Source organism: Vagococcus entomophilus, assembly GCF_003987595.1.
GTDB lineage: Bacteria > Bacillota > Bacilli > Lactobacillales > Vagococcaceae > Vagococcus_E > Vagococcus_E entomophilus.
Map to the genome: position 1 here is coordinate 30,105 of NZ_NGJZ01000005.1, position 14,608 is coordinate 44,712.

Genomic DNA, 14,608 nt, shown 5'->3' on the forward strand with positions numbered 1-14,608 from the left:
ATGAAAAAAAGAAAAATCAATAAATCTGTGCTTGCGGTGATACTTGCTCTGATCGTTTTATTATTAGCAATCGTTCCAATCCCCTATTATATCGAAGTCCCTGGATCTGCTGAAAAATTAAACGAATTTGTCACTGTTGGCAAACAAAAAGATACACAAAGTGGTTCGTTTATGCTCACAACGGTTGGCATCAAGCGAGCAACGCCTTTGGGAGCTTTACTCGCTCATTTTTCAAGTGCTCAAACATTAGTGAGTAAAGAAGAACTTATGGGGTCAAGTAGTGACGCCACTTATCTGCAATTGCAGCAATACTATATGGAAAATTCGCAAAATACTGCAATTGAGATGGCATTGAAGTTGGCAAATAAACCTTATGATTTAGAATATAAAGGGATTTATGTCATGGATATTGTCAAAAATTCTTCGTTTGCGAATAAACTTACCATTGGAGATACTATTTATGCAATTGATGGACAAACATTTAAAAGCTCAGAAGAATTTATGAAGTATATTCAGAGTAAAAAAATTGGAGATTCCGTTTCAATTCAATTTGAACGAAACAATAAAAAGCAAACAGCCACTGGTAAACTAATTGAACTAACTGCTAATAAAGTCAAAAAACCAGGAATTGGCATTACATTAGTGGACCATACTAGCATATCATCTGATAGTGATGTGAAAATTGATGCAGGCTCAATCGGTGGTCCGTCAGCTGGATTAATGTTTACACTTGAAACGTATAGCATTTTAACGAATCAAGATTTAAGAAATGGGCAACAAATAGCGGGAACGGGAACTATTAGTAGTGATGGGACTGTTGGAAGAATTGGGGGAATTGATAAAAAAGTCATTGCCGCAGATCAGGCAGGAGCCAAAATATTCTTTGCGCCGAATGATGCAATCACTGCTGAGGAAAAAAAAGCATATCCAACGATTAAAACAAACTATGAAGAAGCTAAAGCAGCTGCAAAAAAAATCAATACCTCGATGAAAATAGTACCGGTTAAGAATGTCCGAGATGCACTCGATTATTTAAAAAAAGCAAAATAAAAAAGACTCTCATAGAGGAGTCTTTTTTATTTTACTAATTTTGCAGCTAAACGTGATTTATCACGGTTTGCTTTATTTTTATGAATTAGACCTTTACTAGCAGCCATGTCAATTGCTTTTACGGCTTCTTTATATAATTCATTTACATTATCAGCACCCTCAGCAACAGCAGTTTCAAATTTCTTAACTGTTGTACGAGCAGAACTCATTTTTGTAGAATTTAATACATTTGCTTTTTCATTAGTACGTACGCGTTTGATTGCAGATTCGATATTTGGCATTGATTTCACCTCCGATAACTGAAGTCTTATATCTAGTAAAAACTAAATATAATCAACATCCTCTATTATACAGAAACTACAAAGACTTTGCAATATTGAATGCGACTTTTTAAGGTTTGACTGTCATGTTTGAAACCAAATTAGCAGAACGGGGCTTTTGTAACATACGTAGTCCATTTAAAATAACTAAAATCGTGCTGCCTTCATGTCCAATGACACCAAAGGGTAAGTTAAGGTTTCCAAAAAAGTTTGAGGCAATTAGAAGCAAAATAACGCAAGATGAAAACAAGATATTTTGGAAAATAATTTTTTTGAGCTTTATTGCAAGTTGGTGACAGACTATCAAAGAACTTAGTTGGTTGTTGATTAATACCACATCTGCGACATCAATCGCAATATCTGTTGCATTACCCAAACTGATGCCAAGAGAAGCTTTAGCAAGGGCTGGGGCATCATTGATACCATCTCCAACCATAGCATTTGTGCCAAATTGACGTTGTTGCTCAGAGATTAGCTTGTTTTTTTCAGTGGGTAAACAATTAGCATAGATAGAATTTAAAGCGAGATGTTCTCCAACTGCATGTGCAGTCAGTGCTTGATCTCCTGTAATCATAGCGGTATGGATACCATTTTGTTGGAAATAGGCCAGACACTCAGTTGCTTCTGCTTTTGCCACGTCAAGTAGCGCAAAATAAGCGATAATTTTTTGTTGTCTTGAAAGATAAACCATTGTTTTGCCTTCTTTTTGTAAGTTCGTGGTTTGTTCAAGTAAAGTGCTGGATAAAGTCTCATTGGTTACAAAGTTTAATTTTCCAATACGCCATTCAATATCCTCTTCATATAAAGAAACTCCACTACCTGTTTCTGTTGCAATCGTAACGGTATCCTTAATAGGATAGTCCTTTTCAAAATAATGAGTAATGGCTTTAGCAAGAGGATGAGTTTGATGACTTTCAAGAGCCAGTACATAAGGAATAATGCGTTCTTGTGGATATTCTGGTAAAAAGTAGGTATTCGTCACAATAGGAGTTCCATTGGTAAGGGTACCGGTTTTATCAAATGAGATGGCTTTTAAATCAGCGAATTGCTCTAAGTATCGACCACCTTTAAAAAGAATTCCATAACGAGCTCCTGTAGAAAGTGCAGCAAGTGTAGCAGGTGTAGCAGATGCTACCAAAGCACAAGGTGATGCAACAACTAGTAGAATCATTCCACGGTAAAAACTTTCAGAAAAACTCCAGCCTAATAAAAAATGACTTCCTAAAATAAAAAGCGGAACTAAAAATAAAACGAGCTTCACATATAAGTTTTCGATTTTTTCAATAAAAGAAGCCGCTTGTGTGGGGGTATTTTGAGCTTCTTGCACTAAGTTTAAAATCTTACTAAAAACGGTTTGGTCGCTAGTAGTGGTAACGCAAAGAGTCAATTGTTCCGACAAATTGATAGTACCAGCAAATAGTGGATCCTGTTTATTTTTCGTTGCGGGCATAGATTCACCATTAATTGCAGACTCATCAATCAAACTTTCTTGACTCAGTAAATAACCATCTATAGGCATACTGTCACCTTTTGGTACAAGTACATAATCATTAACTTTAAGCTGATCCACTGGGACTTCTTTGACGGTCTGATTGTCTAAGAGTAGTTGAGCTGTTTCTGGTTGTAAGGACAAGAGCCCTTCAATTTCTTTTTTGCTTTTATTTGTTGTATATTCTTCTAAGGTGCCACTTAATGAAAAAATAAAGGTTAGCATTGTTCCTTCAAAATAGTAGTGGATCGAACAAGCACCAATTGCTGCGAGTATCATCAGTAAGTCGACATTGAATTTCTTTTCCTGGATGGTTTCCATAATTCCTTCTTTTGTTTGGAAGTAACCACCAAAAACAATTCCCATCATGAAAAAAGTAGTTGAAAAATGTGAATGAGTAGTAGAGAGAAGCCAACCGATTAATAGCGAACCTCCACAAATAATCGTAAATAATAGTTTGATATTTTTTATATATTTATGTAACATTAAAATTCCTCCTTATGTTGCTAGAATAACAAAGGAAAAATATAAATGATAATGAAATAACTTTTAATGATAATGAAAATGATTCTCTTTTGCTAAAAAAAATAAAAAAAGTTGGTAAATAAGCTTTTTTAAAAGATATAAATAACAAATGAGAGTAACTATCATTCTTATATAAATTATAATTATTATTATTTAGACAAAAAATGAGACAAAAGCAACGAACACTTTTGTCTCATATTCAATAGTTAAATAAAATCAACATCAATTTTGGTCCGAATTAGCGATTGAACGCCCAATAACCAATCAAAATGGCTCCAAGGATGATACGATACCAACCGAATGCTTTGAAATCATTTGTTTTAATATAGCCAATAAAGAATTTGATAACGACAATCGAAACAAAAAATGCGACAATACAACCAACCATTAGGATGATAAATTCTGAAAAGGTAAATGAGTTTCCGCGCATAAAAAACTTAAGCAGCTTGATGCCACTTGCACCAAACATAGCTGGAATACTTAGGAAAAAGGAGAATTCTGTGGCAACGAATCGAGAACAGCCAATTAAAATGGCACCAATGATTGTTGCTCCAGAACGAGAGGTTCCAGGCATTAGAGCAAGTACTTGGAAACAACCGATTAAAAATGCTGCTTTATAAGTAAAATGACCAAAGTCTTTACATTTAGGAACACGATTTTTATTATAATTTTCTACTATAATGAATAGTACTCCGTAAAGAATGAGCATGATGGCAATCGGTAAAAATTTATGGAAATGTTCTTCCAAGAAATCATCCAAAGGTAGCCCTAAAACCAGTGCTGGAATCGACCCGATGACAACTTTAAACCATAATGACCAGGTAGCCTCTTTTTCTTGACGATTTTTTTGAGGCGAAAACGGGTTTAATTTGTGGAAAAAAAGCACACAAACAGCTAGAATAGCACCTAGTTGAATGACGACATTAAACATTTCCTTAAAGGCTGGTGTTGCTTCTAATTTTAAAAATTCATCGACTAAGATTAAGTGTCCTGTACTACTGATAGGCAGCCATTCTGTTATTCCTTCAACAATACCTAAAATAATCGCTTTAAAGAGATTAAACCAATCCATTTCTTCAATCCTTTCTTTTTAGAACATACAGTAATAAGTATAACGATATTTGAAGAAAAAACCAATGAGTTTTTTGTTTCGAAATAAAATCTAACAATAACTTAAATTTTTTATTTAAAATCGGTACAATTGTTGAAAATTAAGGGAAGATTCATTATACTTAGGAAGTAAGTGGAAATAAAACAAAAGAGGTGCAAGCGAATGTTTGGATTTTTAAAGAAAAAAGATAAAGCAGAAAAAGACTATTTATTACACGCTGTTGCAGATGGAGAGGCTATTGAGATCACACAAGTCAATGATCCAGTATTTTCACAAAAAATGATGGGAGACGGCTATGCAGTATTGCCAACCTCTGGAGACATCTACGCACCTATTAAAGGAAAAGTCTTAAGTGTATTTCCGACAAAACATGCTGTAGGCATGAAGATGGACAATGGCTTAGAAGTCTTGTTACATATGGGGGTAGATACCGTTTCTTTAGAGGGGGCTCCTTTTGAAATTAAAGTAAAAGAAGGCCAAAGCGTTGATGAGCATACACTCATTGCCAAAGTGGACCTACAAGCGTTAAAAAAAGCAGAAAAAAACAATGATATGATTGTTATTTTGACCAACATGGACCAAGTTGCAAGCTACGAATTAAGTAAAACTGGTTCGGTTACGGCGGGCGAAGTAATTGGTGAAGTAACAGCTAAATAAAATCAAACCAAATCAAAAACGAAGCGAGTGCTTACTTTTCACTGGCTTCGTTTTTTTGATTAACTATTTTTTCCCTGTTCAATATAAGAAGTATCATTAATGCTTTTGATTGTAAATACTCCGTTTTGATACTCGACCTTAGAAACACTTGCATTACTAATCGAAGTATAAACTGGAATCGTTGGATCAATTAAATTTAAAAAGTTGGCAATCGTTAATCCATGAGATACGACCAGTAGGTTGCCTCCTTTTGCACAAGCATGCTTTTTAGCAATATCTGCAAAACCACTATGAATTCTTTGAGTAAGTGTTTCATAAGTTTCTGCCCAATTTGCTGTATCCAATTCATAAATTGCATCTGAGAAGTCTTTGAAGGTCGGATGAGTTTTAAGCAATTCTTCTGGAGTTTTACAGTCTTTGTCTCTAAGGATTAACTCGGTCAACTCAGAGTTTAAACTGCCTTCAAAGCTTCCAAAATTCCATTCGCGGATTCGCTTATCCGTATGGTGCTGGATCCGCGAGTCTTGATTTTCGTTTAAAATAATTTTGGCTGTTTCAATTGCTCGTCCACTATCGCTTGAATAAGCAGCAACGAAGGGCGTTGCCTTTAGGCCTTTACCTAAATGACTTACGACAGTTGCACCAGTAGTCGTAAGCGGGGTATCAGACCATCCTTGGACTTTATCTAAAGTGTTAAACATTGTTTTCCCATGTCTCGTTAGGTACAGGGTGATTTTTCTTTGCGTCATGGTAATGAAATTCCTCCAGTATTAATAAAAGTAAAAGAAAGAGCCATCCTGTTCGTAAGAAGGACAGCTTTTTTAGTTGAAGAACGGGTTAGTCGCTTTTTCATATCCAATCGTTGTAGGTTCTCTATGTCCAGGATAGGCAACCAGATCATCTGGTAAAATGAACAATTGTGTTTGAATACTGTGAATGAGCTGTTCATGGTTTCCTGTATATAAGTCACTACGCCCAACGCTCCCCTTAAACAAGGCATCTCCAGTTAGCACAAATGTATCAAAAATAAAACTTACACTTCCAATTGAATGCCCAGGAGTGGGGACGACACGAAAGTTCATGCCACCAAGCTGATACTCTTTCATCTCAAATTCAAATTCAGCGGGTGCAACAACAATATCTGCAATATCATCATGGCGTGACAGGCCTGACAAATTGTGAATGGGGTTCCCTAACCATTCTTGCTCTAATGGACTCACATAAACAGGGATTTGGTAAATATGACGCAATTCTTCTACTGCTCCAATATGGTCATAATGTGTATGTGTCAATAAAATAGCGACGGGGACCTTTGCTAAGTTTTTAATGGACTGAATAATGTTTAAAGAGTCTGTTCCAGGATCAATAATTAACAGGTTCTCATCATGATAGACTAAGTAACAATTTTCATCGATTGTTCCAGTAGGGATGCGTAAAATATCTGGCAAGTTGAGTCCTCCTTTTTTTATACAACCCTAGTATAGCGTAAAAAAAGCAAAATGCCAAAGAGAATGGACAGGATTGTCCGAGGTAGTTGTGTGATCGTAGGAAACTGAAATCTTGTTAAAGAATGAAGGGAAATCGCTCCTTTTAGCATAGAAAATTGAAATATGTGTTATAATAGCGTTGAGTTTTACAAACATGTAAGAGAAGGAGAGTAAGTATGACAGAAAATAATCAAACAATGAATTCCACCCAGGCTAAAGTAAATCCTCAGAATCGTTTGGTTCCAATGGAAGGTGTTGAAAATTTCCGAGATATGGGGGGGTATTTGACCAAAGATGGGAAGCAAGTAAAGTATGGTCATTTATATCGTTCCTCTGCTCTTTATTATCTAACGGAAAAAGATAAGGAATTATTTCGTGATCTGGGAATCCAAGTGATTTTTGATTATCGCGACGAGCCAGAAGTGGTTAAAGAGCCAGATCCTGTTTTGGAAAATGTCCAAAATATTCGTGTTCCAGCAAACCTTACGAATGAGGAGATTGGAAATGAGGATATCATGTCAGACGAGTATAAAAAGAATTTGAAAAAAGAAGGACTCGCTGATTTTTATAAAGAAATTGCCTTCAATAATCCTTCTTACAAGCGCCTTTTTGAAGTTGCTTTGGATGATGAGGTAGAGAGTCTTGTTCATCACTGCGCTGCTGGAAAGGACCGAACAGGAGTTGGAGCTGCCATGCTTCTTATGGCCTTAGGTGTACCAAGAGAATCAATTATGGAAGACTATTTGCTCAGTACTGAGTTTTTACCTGAATATATCGAACGTAATACAGCTCCAGCTAAGGCTCATTATTCACCAGAACAATTTGAAAATTTTCGTAACTATTTTATTGTGAAAGCTGACTACTTACAAACATTTTTTGACTCAATTGATGCGGTATATGAGGGTGATGACTGGTTATTTTTAGAAAAAGAATATCAAATTAATCAATTTTATCGTGAAAAATTACGAAAAAAATATTTGGAGTATTAAAATAGTGCAATCTAGATAAAAGTGTGACTACAACAGAGCCACACTTTTTTTTTATACAAAAATATGCTATAATATATGTGTACCATTCGTACACCCTGAATATTTTGGGGGCGTTACGGATTCGACAGGTATAGTTTGAGCTTGAATTGCGTTTCGTAGGTTACGGCTACGTAAAAACGTTACAGTTAAATATAACTGCTAAAAACGAAAACAATACTTTCGCTTTAGCTGCCTAAAAACAGCGGGTGAAGATCCTCTTGGCATCGCCCATGTGCTCAAGTAAGGGTCTCAAATTCAGTGGGATACGTTAAACTTTTCCGTCTGTAAAGTTTAAAAGAGAATACCAGACTAGCAATACAGAATGCCTGTCACTCGGCAAGCTGTAAAGCGAACCCTTAAATGAGTTGACTATAAACGTAGATATTGAAGTGGCAATATGCTTGGACGCGGGTTCGACTCCCGCCGTCTCCATAGTGAGAGAATGCTAAGAGCGTCAAAACAATGAGATAAAGCAATTTATCTGATGTTTTGAGGCTTTTTTTATATCGAAATACGATTTCGCTCTCTTTTTTCATAGTAGAATGTTCAGCAACTTTCTGAACATTTTTTCCATGTGTAATTGGATCCATTACTAAGCGCCTATAAGGCTCTAAGATAGTTTTTGGTGAAGTTGGCTATAGTCTTAGACGCTCTCTGATTTTTCTCGTGGAGCTTGTTTCTCGCTGTATGTTGGGATAAAGCAACGCTACAGAAAATTATTTTTATGATTGGAGAGAAAAAAAGCAAAAAAGTTCAATAAATGGTGAAACAGGGCAAGGTTGGTTCTGTTTTTGTGTAGATGCAAGCGCGAAACTTATAACCGTTAAATTCAATCATAATCAGCTATAATTTTAAGGAAACAAAAGTAAAAAAAGGATTCTTGCATTAAGTAGCTAATGTCTTAACATTTAAAAATTTCATAGAATGTAAAACGTTTCCTTTTTTATTTTCAAAATAGATACGTAATATTGAAAAACGGTGTCGGTTCGGTTAGAATAGAGAAAGAAAATGAATAAAAAGGGGTCTTTTAAATGTACACATTTGGAAATATCATTCGTCAACTAAGAAAAAAACAACATTTGACACAGTATGATTTAGCCAAAGGAATTTGTTCACAAAGTATGCTCAGTCGAATTGAAAATAACGAACAAATCCCTAATATTGTTATCCTTCAACAAGTTTGTGAGAAACTTGATATAGAAGTCCAACAACTGATAAACGAAGAACGCTATATAAGAGACGATTCATTTTCATTTATTTGTAAATTAAAAACTCTTTTTTTTTCGCGAAAGTATCAAGAATTACTTAATTTGATTGAAACTTGCCCTATTAATCAGAACAAACTAGAAGATCAGGAAAAGCAAATGCTTTATTACTTATATGCTCAGTCTTTGTATTATTTAGGAGAAGATAATTTTAAAATTTTAGAAATATTAAAACAGGCAGAAAGTTATCGCAAATATGGAAGGGCAGCCTCCTTACTGACGATTCAAATTTTGAGTTTTAAAGGGAAAGTAAATGTGAGTGCTGATAATAACAAAGCAGTCAAAATGATCTTAAAAGAAGTCTTAGCAATGATTCAGGAATATGCGCACCAATCGAGTAATCGAATTTGGGTTCAGCTATACTATGAAATTTCAAATATGTACTTGTATTTGAATGATACAGAAAAAGCACTTCACTATAGCAAATCCGGTATTAATCTATCGTTAGAAAATGGAACGTTTTATTATTTGAATGATTTATTACTATTACAAGGAATTATCTTAAGTGACCTGGGCAATCTAGATGTTGCGACTGATATTATAGCGATAACAGAAAGTTTAAAAAGAATCTCTTTGTATGAAGAAAAATAAATTTATTTCAAAAATGGTCTAATCCAATCTTGACTTATTCTGTGAATAGAGGTAATTTTAATTTATAGAGAACGAAGAAAGAAGGATAAAGATGAAAACATATATTTATGCAGATAAATTCTTTTTGAAAAGTGGCACATCTGGACCTGGTTTTTTGGAAATAGAAAAGGGAGTTTTTGGAAAGTATACGAAAGAAATGACAGATAATAAGGCAAAAGTTATTGACTACTCAGGGAAGTGGATTGCTCCTGGATTAGTGGACACACATATTCATGGATATAAAAATCATGATGTGATGGACAATGATTTTGAGGGAATCAAAGTGATGTCAGAGTCCTTACTTGCTTGTGGGGTTACGTCTTTTTTACCAACAACGTTAACTTCTAGTAAAGAACGATTGAAAGCAGTGGCTAAAACAATTGGAGACCATTACAAAGAAGTGGATGGAGCAAAAATTCAAGGGATTTATTTTGAAGGACCTTTCTTTACAGAGGAACATAAGGGAGCACAAAACCCAATTTATTTTTCAGATCCAAATTTAGAAGTCTTCCATGAATGGCAGGAGGCTGCTGGGGGGTTAATTAAAAAAATTGCGCTTGCGCCTGAAAGAACACATGTAACGAAATTTATCGAAACCATTACAGCAGAAGGAGTCGTTGTGTCTCTAGGCCATAGTGATGCAACTCTGGAACAGGCAAGAGAGGCTGTTGAAGCCGGGGCAAGTGTTTTTGTTCATGCTTTTAATGGCATGAGAGGATTTAATCATAGAGAGCCAGGTATGGCTGGAGCGGCTCTAACTTTAAAAGAAGTCTTTTCTGAATTGATTTGTGATGGACATCATGTTCATCCTAGCGCTTGTAAAGCCTTAATTGAAGCCACAGGTCATGATCATGTCGCGCTAATCACGGATTGTATGATGGCTGGTGGAATGCCCGATGGAGATTACGTATTGGGAGAATTTCCTGTTGTGGTGAAAGATGGCACGGCTCGTTTGAAAACAGGGAATTTAGCTGGAAGTATCTTAAAATTAAAAGAAGCCATTAAAAATGTGGTCGACTGGGGCTTAGCGACACCAGCAGAAGCTGTCATGATGGCTAGTTTAATTCCTGCAATTAGTTGCAATATTGCAGATAAGTGTGGGAGCATTGCAAAAGGCCGAGCAGCAGATTTCATTGTTTTAACGCCAAATATGGAATTAGAAGCAACTTATTTAGATGGGGAATGTCGCTATCAAAAAGTGTGATAGACGAACAGAGAGGAAAATAGGACTATTGCATCTTAAAGTGGGGCTGTAGCTCCCTTTGTTTATAAGGATTCTAAGTAAGCGGGACACGACTCAAAGAGTTATGTCCCGCTTACTTTTTTAGCCCTATGCGAAGCTTTAATAATTTTTTGGCAATATTTTGGAAGAAAGGCTGCCGTCCTCATACTTTAAAAAGAAAGGTACAATTGACAGAGCGTAACGCTCAATATCAGTTTTATTTAATGAACTTGGTACGACCAAGACTTGTTCTGATGTTGCCAGTAGATAGTCTCCATCAATCGTCTGACAAATATAGTGAAAGCTTGGTTGAGCTTTAAGGCTGCCGAGATCTTCTTGAGAGAGTGTCGCGTTCGAATGTAAAAAATCAATGGCTTCAATAAATTGTTTATAACCATCTGAACCGGAAAAAATAAAAAAATCATCAAGACTTTCTAGTGATTGAGCTGAAAGAAAATCTAGAAATTCCGCGGGAGAACTATCATCCCTTAGTGGTTGTAACTGTTTTGAAATTGACATATTTCTTCACCTATATTTCGTTTAAGATTACAATATTAAAGTTGAGGGTTCCATTCTGAGACACGCTCTTTGCTTCGATTTGAAGCTCTTGGCAAAGCAGTGCATCCTCTTGATAACGTACGGTTACTCGGTAGCGAATGGTTTCTCCGGTTTCAAGTGCCTGTCTAACCATATTTTCGTACTTTGTCATATAGGGAGTGTTGACTGGATTTTGATAGAGTGTGACTAAGTTTTCCGGTTTATCTCCACTACCTCCAAGCTGTCTCCCAATGAGATGGCCTCTAGAGTGATAGTAAGGAGAAAGGCCTGAAATGAAGCCAGTAGGACGAATATCTTTACTAGCGGTAGTTCCGCTATTTATCATTTCCTTTGTTAAAAGGGCATCTGCACTGGTTGCTCGCCCTAAAGAGTCTAAAGCATGGTAGACAATCCAACCGTGCTTTTGAATTTTTAAGTCATTTTGGGTGAAGGTCGCTTCCCCTTTTTCAATTGGTCCGGGATTTTTTCCACTTGTTGGCGAACTGGAAGAAGTTTTTTGGATAGTGGTAGGCGCCAAGCTTACACCAAATAAATCTTGCACAACACTAGGTACTTGAATCCCAAACAAAGCCAAACATAAAAGGACGAACAGAGCAATTAGCATTACAGAAGGACTAAAAATAGGTTGTTGTTTTTTTTTCTTGGCCATAGCAGACTCCTTTTCTAAACACTAGGGATACGATACGAAACAGTAGCTTAGGGGCTAAATCATATAAAAAGAATCTGAAAATCACTTTTCAGATTCTTTTTGCCGGTCACGTTCTTCATAATATTTCAGTTTTTCTTTTAGTTCAGCCAGTTCCGACTCATGTTTTTGAAGTTCTAAGACTTTTGTATCAATTTCTTCAATTTCTTCCCGTTTGTGTGGTTTGATAACACCGTTAACGATAAAGGCGACAAAAGTCCCAATAAAAGTATCTAAAACTCTTGAAACAGTATAGGCTACACTACTGCTATTGGGAATGGTTAAACTAATAATTAATAAAGCAGAGATGCCACCGATGATTCCAGCATTATTGTTGATACCATCAGAAACAACGATAAATAGTAGGACAAAAAGTGGAATACAAAAAACTTCTACAAACAAAGAGTGGGGGAATTTGTTGTGAATTAAAGTGTAGCAAAGGGCAAACAAACCACCAAGACTGTTTCCAATGATGCGCGAGCGACCAAATTTTAGAGTGGTTGAAATATCTTCACGCATTGAAAATACTGCTGAAAGAGAAGAAATCATTGCAGAAATGGTATAAGTATCGCTATCTTTCATAAACAAACGAAAAATAAGCAAACAACACATCACCGCAATTGCCGTTTTAACTGTACGCAATCCTAAACGAAAATTTCCGATTTTCAACGAATATCCCTTCATTTCTTTTGACTTGATGTGGTAGCAGTTGATTTTTGAAAAGTATCAATCAAGTTTAGCGTGTAGCTAATATTTGCTTCAGATTCCTCAGTAACCAAAGAAACAGAGCCATAAGTTCGTTTTATAATAGAACGCTGCACTTCTAAATCATCTACTGGATAATTGTCATATAGTCTGGTCTCTTGTTCATTTGCTGTTTTGATAAAAGCTTCGTAAGCAGAAAAATTACTCTCCATAATTTCTAAACTCTCCGCAATATGCTTCAAATCATTATTGGGGACATCTACACTTTTTTGTTGAACAATTTTTTCGAGTTGCTTACGTGTGTTTTGAATGTCAGTATTGACTTTTTCCATGCTTTGTAGTAATTGTTCTCGTTTTTTATAATTTTTATAAAGTGAACCTTCTTGCTCAGTAAAAGGCAATTTTCCATCAGTAGCAGCTTCTTGATCATCTTTAAAAACTGTATCAATCGTATCAACGAGTATTTGATAGTTTCGATAGTTTTTTTCTTGCTTCTGTAAGTTTTGCTTAAGATGAGCAACTGTTTCCTTGGATTGATCTAATTCCTCGGTGATACCACAAGCAGAAAAAATAAGCACGCATGTAGCCAGTAGAATACCTGTAACAATTCCTTTTTTCATCAAAAAACCCTTTCTAATTTAGTAACTCTATCATATACGAAAATAGCGTATTCGGCTACTATTTTGAAAATAAAAGCCGAACTTCTAAGAATATAAGGGTGAAAGCGTATGACTTATTACTTAAGTCTTTTCAGATGTTTGAAGTCACGCAACTAATAGTTTGTCTTCATTTATGAATGTGATAAAATAACCAGTAGAACTAATAATTGTTATATTTTTATGAAAGAAGAGGGAGGAAACAATGAAAATAGGTTTAAGAACCGTAAAAACTGCAGTATGTGCAACGCTAGCTATTTTGATCGCAAGTAGTTTAGGCCTGTTCTACCCAACATCAGCAGGAATTATTGCGATACTGAGTGTGACCAACACCAAAAGATCATCATTTCAAGTTGGATTTTATCGGATTTGTTCATTGGTTTTAGCCACTTGTATCGCATGGATTTGCTTTAAAACATTTGGCTACACACCTTTTGCCTTTGGTACTTTTTTAGTTTTATTTATTCCAATTGCAGCAGCTTGGAAAATGTCAGAAGGAATTGCGGTAAGTTCCGTTTTAGTGACGCAATTTTTAGTGGAGCAAACAATGGATTTTTGGATAATAAAGAATGCTTTCTTCCTCATGTTTATTGGACTGGGATTGTCATTACTAGCAAACTTATATATGCCAAATATTGAAAAAAAACTGAAATCCGATCAAGTGAAGATTGAAGAAAAATTGCGTATCTTATTATATGAGATGGCCCAATTATTTGATCAAAAATCTCCAGAACTAAATACTTGTGACACATTGGTCGTAGAAGTCGAAGAAGCCTTAAAGCAAGGAGAAATTTGGGCGATTCAACATGCAGAAAATCAATTGTTGACACAAAATAGCTATTACATTCATTATTTGGATATGCGTCATGTCCAAGTACAGTTATTAAAATCAATGAATGTTTTACTTCATGATATTCATTTTGATATGGTAGCAGGAAAAGATATTAAGCAATTATTTGAAAGTACTGCGGAAACTCTTTCTGAAATGAATGATGGGCAAAAGATTGCCAAAAAAGTCCAAGATGTTTACCAAATTTATCGAGAGATGCCTTTGCCACAATCACGCAAAGAATTTGAAAACCGGGCGAAATTGTATCAGTTGCTTACACAGTTTGAAACCTTTATTAAAATCAAGATTGAGTTTGTTGAGCAACAGGAATTGTGGAAACAAGGGAAAAAGGAAGTGTAAAACAAGTGATAGAAAAGGCTATTTTTACGAA

The 14,608-nt window shown here is 35.6% G+C and carries 15 protein-coding genes and 1 other RNA gene; 7 read left to right on the plus strand and 9 right to left on the minus strand.

All coding sequences use genetic code 11. The features are described 5' to 3' along the window. Positions 1-1,050: a SepM family pheromone-processing serine protease gene (locus tag CBF30_RS11370; protein WP_126826905.1), complete on the plus strand. Its 1,050-nt coding sequence runs from the start codon at positions 1-3 to the stop codon at positions 1,048-1,050. Between the two features lie 26 nt (positions 1,051-1,076). Here CBF30_RS11370 and rpsT read toward each other — a convergent pair whose 3' ends face one another. The 3 genes from rpsT to CBF30_RS11385 all read right to left on the minus strand — a co-directional run bounded on the left by rpsT (position 1,077) and on the right by CBF30_RS11385 (position 4,456). Beyond that, positions 1,077-1,331, minus strand: coding sequence for a 30S ribosomal protein S20 (gene rpsT / locus CBF30_RS11375; RefSeq protein ID WP_126826908.1), 255 nt, complete (start codon positions 1,329-1,331; stop codon positions 1,077-1,079). Between the two features lie 109 nt (positions 1,332-1,440). Then, positions 1,441-3,345 carry a heavy metal translocating P-type ATPase gene (locus tag CBF30_RS11380; protein WP_126826911.1) on the minus strand — a complete coding sequence of 635 codons (1,905 nt, stop codon included), beginning with the start codon at positions 3,343-3,345 and terminating at the stop codon, positions 1,441-1,443. Between the two features lie 277 nt (positions 3,346-3,622). Continuing rightward, positions 3,623-4,456: an undecaprenyl-diphosphate phosphatase gene (locus CBF30_RS11385; protein WP_126826914.1), complete on the minus strand. Its 834-nt coding sequence runs from the start codon at positions 4,454-4,456 to the stop codon at positions 3,623-3,625. A gap of 201 nt (positions 4,457-4,657) precedes the next feature. Between CBF30_RS11385 and CBF30_RS11390 the strand changes: the two genes are divergently transcribed. Further along, positions 4,658-5,152 (plus strand): PTS sugar transporter subunit IIA, encoded by a 495-nt coding sequence (locus CBF30_RS11390; RefSeq protein ID WP_126826916.1) that lies wholly within the window; start codon positions 4,658-4,660, stop codon positions 5,150-5,152. A gap of 59 nt (positions 5,153-5,211) precedes the next feature. Here CBF30_RS11390 and CBF30_RS11395 read toward each other — a convergent pair whose 3' ends face one another. Further along, complete coding sequence (locus tag CBF30_RS11395) at positions 5,212-5,901, minus strand: histidine phosphatase family protein (protein WP_126826919.1); 690 nt, start codon at positions 5,899-5,901, stop codon at positions 5,212-5,214. Between the two features lie 72 nt (positions 5,902-5,973). Further along, a complete protein-coding gene (locus CBF30_RS11400) occupies positions 5,974-6,600 on the minus strand; it encodes an MBL fold metallo-hydrolase (protein ID WP_126826922.1) in 627 nt (208 codons plus the stop codon). A gap of 215 nt (positions 6,601-6,815) precedes the next feature. Between CBF30_RS11400 and CBF30_RS11405 the strand changes: the two genes are divergently transcribed. The 4 genes from CBF30_RS11405 (at position 6,816) to nagA (ending at position 10,766) form a co-directional block, all read left to right on the plus strand. Next, positions 6,816-7,628: a tyrosine-protein phosphatase gene (locus CBF30_RS11405; RefSeq protein ID WP_126826926.1), complete on the plus strand. Its 813-nt coding sequence runs from the start codon at positions 6,816-6,818 to the stop codon at positions 7,626-7,628. Positions 7,629-7,734: 106 nt separating this feature from the next. Beyond that, positions 7,735-8,102, plus strand: a transfer-messenger RNA (tmRNA) gene (ssrA, locus tag CBF30_RS11410). A gap of 596 nt (positions 8,103-8,698) precedes the next feature. Beyond that, positions 8,699-9,523: a helix-turn-helix domain-containing protein gene (locus CBF30_RS11415; protein WP_126826930.1), complete on the plus strand. Its 825-nt coding sequence runs from the start codon at positions 8,699-8,701 to the stop codon at positions 9,521-9,523. A gap of 91 nt (positions 9,524-9,614) precedes the next feature. Further along, complete coding sequence (nagA, locus tag CBF30_RS11420; RefSeq protein WP_126826933.1) at positions 9,615-10,766, plus strand: N-acetylglucosamine-6-phosphate deacetylase; 1,152 nt, start codon at positions 9,615-9,617, stop codon at positions 10,764-10,766. A gap of 138 nt (positions 10,767-10,904) precedes the next feature. Here the strand turns inward: nagA and CBF30_RS11425 are convergent, their stop codons facing one another. The 4 genes from CBF30_RS11425 to CBF30_RS11440 all read right to left on the minus strand — a co-directional run bounded on the left by CBF30_RS11425 (position 10,905) and on the right by CBF30_RS11440 (position 13,352). Continuing rightward, a complete protein-coding gene (locus tag CBF30_RS11425) occupies positions 10,905-11,303 on the minus strand; it encodes a hypothetical protein (RefSeq protein ID WP_126826936.1) in 399 nt (132 codons plus the stop codon). A gap of 10 nt (positions 11,304-11,313) precedes the next feature. Next, positions 11,314-11,991 carry a DNA/RNA non-specific endonuclease gene (locus CBF30_RS11430; RefSeq protein ID WP_126826939.1) on the minus strand — a complete coding sequence of 226 codons (678 nt, stop codon included), beginning with the start codon at positions 11,989-11,991 and terminating at the stop codon, positions 11,314-11,316. Positions 11,992-12,072: 81 nt separating this feature from the next. Next, positions 12,073-12,696 (minus strand): FUSC family protein, encoded by a 624-nt coding sequence (locus CBF30_RS11435; RefSeq protein WP_126826942.1) that lies wholly within the window; start codon positions 12,694-12,696, stop codon positions 12,073-12,075. A gap of 11 nt (positions 12,697-12,707) precedes the next feature. Then, positions 12,708-13,352: a hypothetical protein gene (locus tag CBF30_RS11440; protein WP_126826945.1), complete on the minus strand. Its 645-nt coding sequence runs from the start codon at positions 13,350-13,352 to the stop codon at positions 12,708-12,710. 241 nt (positions 13,353-13,593) lie between these two features. Between CBF30_RS11440 and CBF30_RS11445 the strand changes: the two genes are divergently transcribed. Continuing rightward, a complete protein-coding gene (locus CBF30_RS11445; RefSeq protein ID WP_126826948.1) occupies positions 13,594-14,577 on the plus strand; it encodes an aromatic acid exporter family protein in 984 nt (327 codons plus the stop codon). The last annotated feature ends 31 nt before the right edge of the window (positions 14,578-14,608 follow it).

Excerpts from the sequence above, each read along its gene's own strand:
- CBF30_RS11380 (WP_126826911.1), bottom strand. The coding sequence starts at position 3,345 with ATGTTACATAAATATATAAAAAATATCAAACTATTATTTACGATTATT.
- CBF30_RS11440 (WP_126826945.1), bottom strand. The coding sequence starts at position 13,352 with ATGAAAAAAGGAATTGTTACAGGTATTCTACTGGCTACATGCGTGCTT.
- CBF30_RS11385 (WP_126826914.1), bottom strand. The coding sequence starts at position 4,456 with ATGGATTGGTTTAATCTCTTTAAAGCGATTATTTTAGGTATTGTTGAA.
- CBF30_RS11415 (WP_126826930.1), top strand. The coding sequence starts at position 8,699 with ATGTACACATTTGGAAATATCATTCGTCAACTAAGAAAAAAACAACAT.
- rpsT (WP_126826908.1), bottom strand. The coding sequence starts at position 1,331 with ATGCCAAATATCGAATCTGCAATCAAACGCGTACGTACTAATGAAAAA.
- CBF30_RS11390 (WP_126826916.1), top strand. The coding sequence starts at position 4,658 with ATGTTTGGATTTTTAAAGAAAAAAGATAAAGCAGAAAAAGACTATTTA.
- CBF30_RS11445 (WP_126826948.1), top strand. The coding sequence starts at position 13,594 with ATGAAAATAGGTTTAAGAACCGTAAAAACTGCAGTATGTGCAACGCTA.
- CBF30_RS11370 (WP_126826905.1), top strand. The coding sequence starts at position 1 with ATGAAAAAAAGAAAAATCAATAAATCTGTGCTTGCGGTGATACTTGCT.
- CBF30_RS11395 (WP_126826919.1), bottom strand. The coding sequence starts at position 5,901 with ATGACGCAAAGAAAAATCACCCTGTACCTAACGAGACATGGGAAAACA.
- CBF30_RS11425 (WP_126826936.1), bottom strand. The coding sequence starts at position 11,303 with ATGTCAATTTCAAAACAGTTACAACCACTAAGGGATGATAGTTCTCCC.
- CBF30_RS11430 (WP_126826939.1), bottom strand. The coding sequence starts at position 11,991 with ATGGCCAAGAAAAAAAAACAACAACCTATTTTTAGTCCTTCTGTAATG.
- CBF30_RS11405 (WP_126826926.1), top strand. The coding sequence starts at position 6,816 with ATGACAGAAAATAATCAAACAATGAATTCCACCCAGGCTAAAGTAAAT.
- nagA (WP_126826933.1), top strand. The coding sequence starts at position 9,615 with ATGAAAACATATATTTATGCAGATAAATTCTTTTTGAAAAGTGGCACA.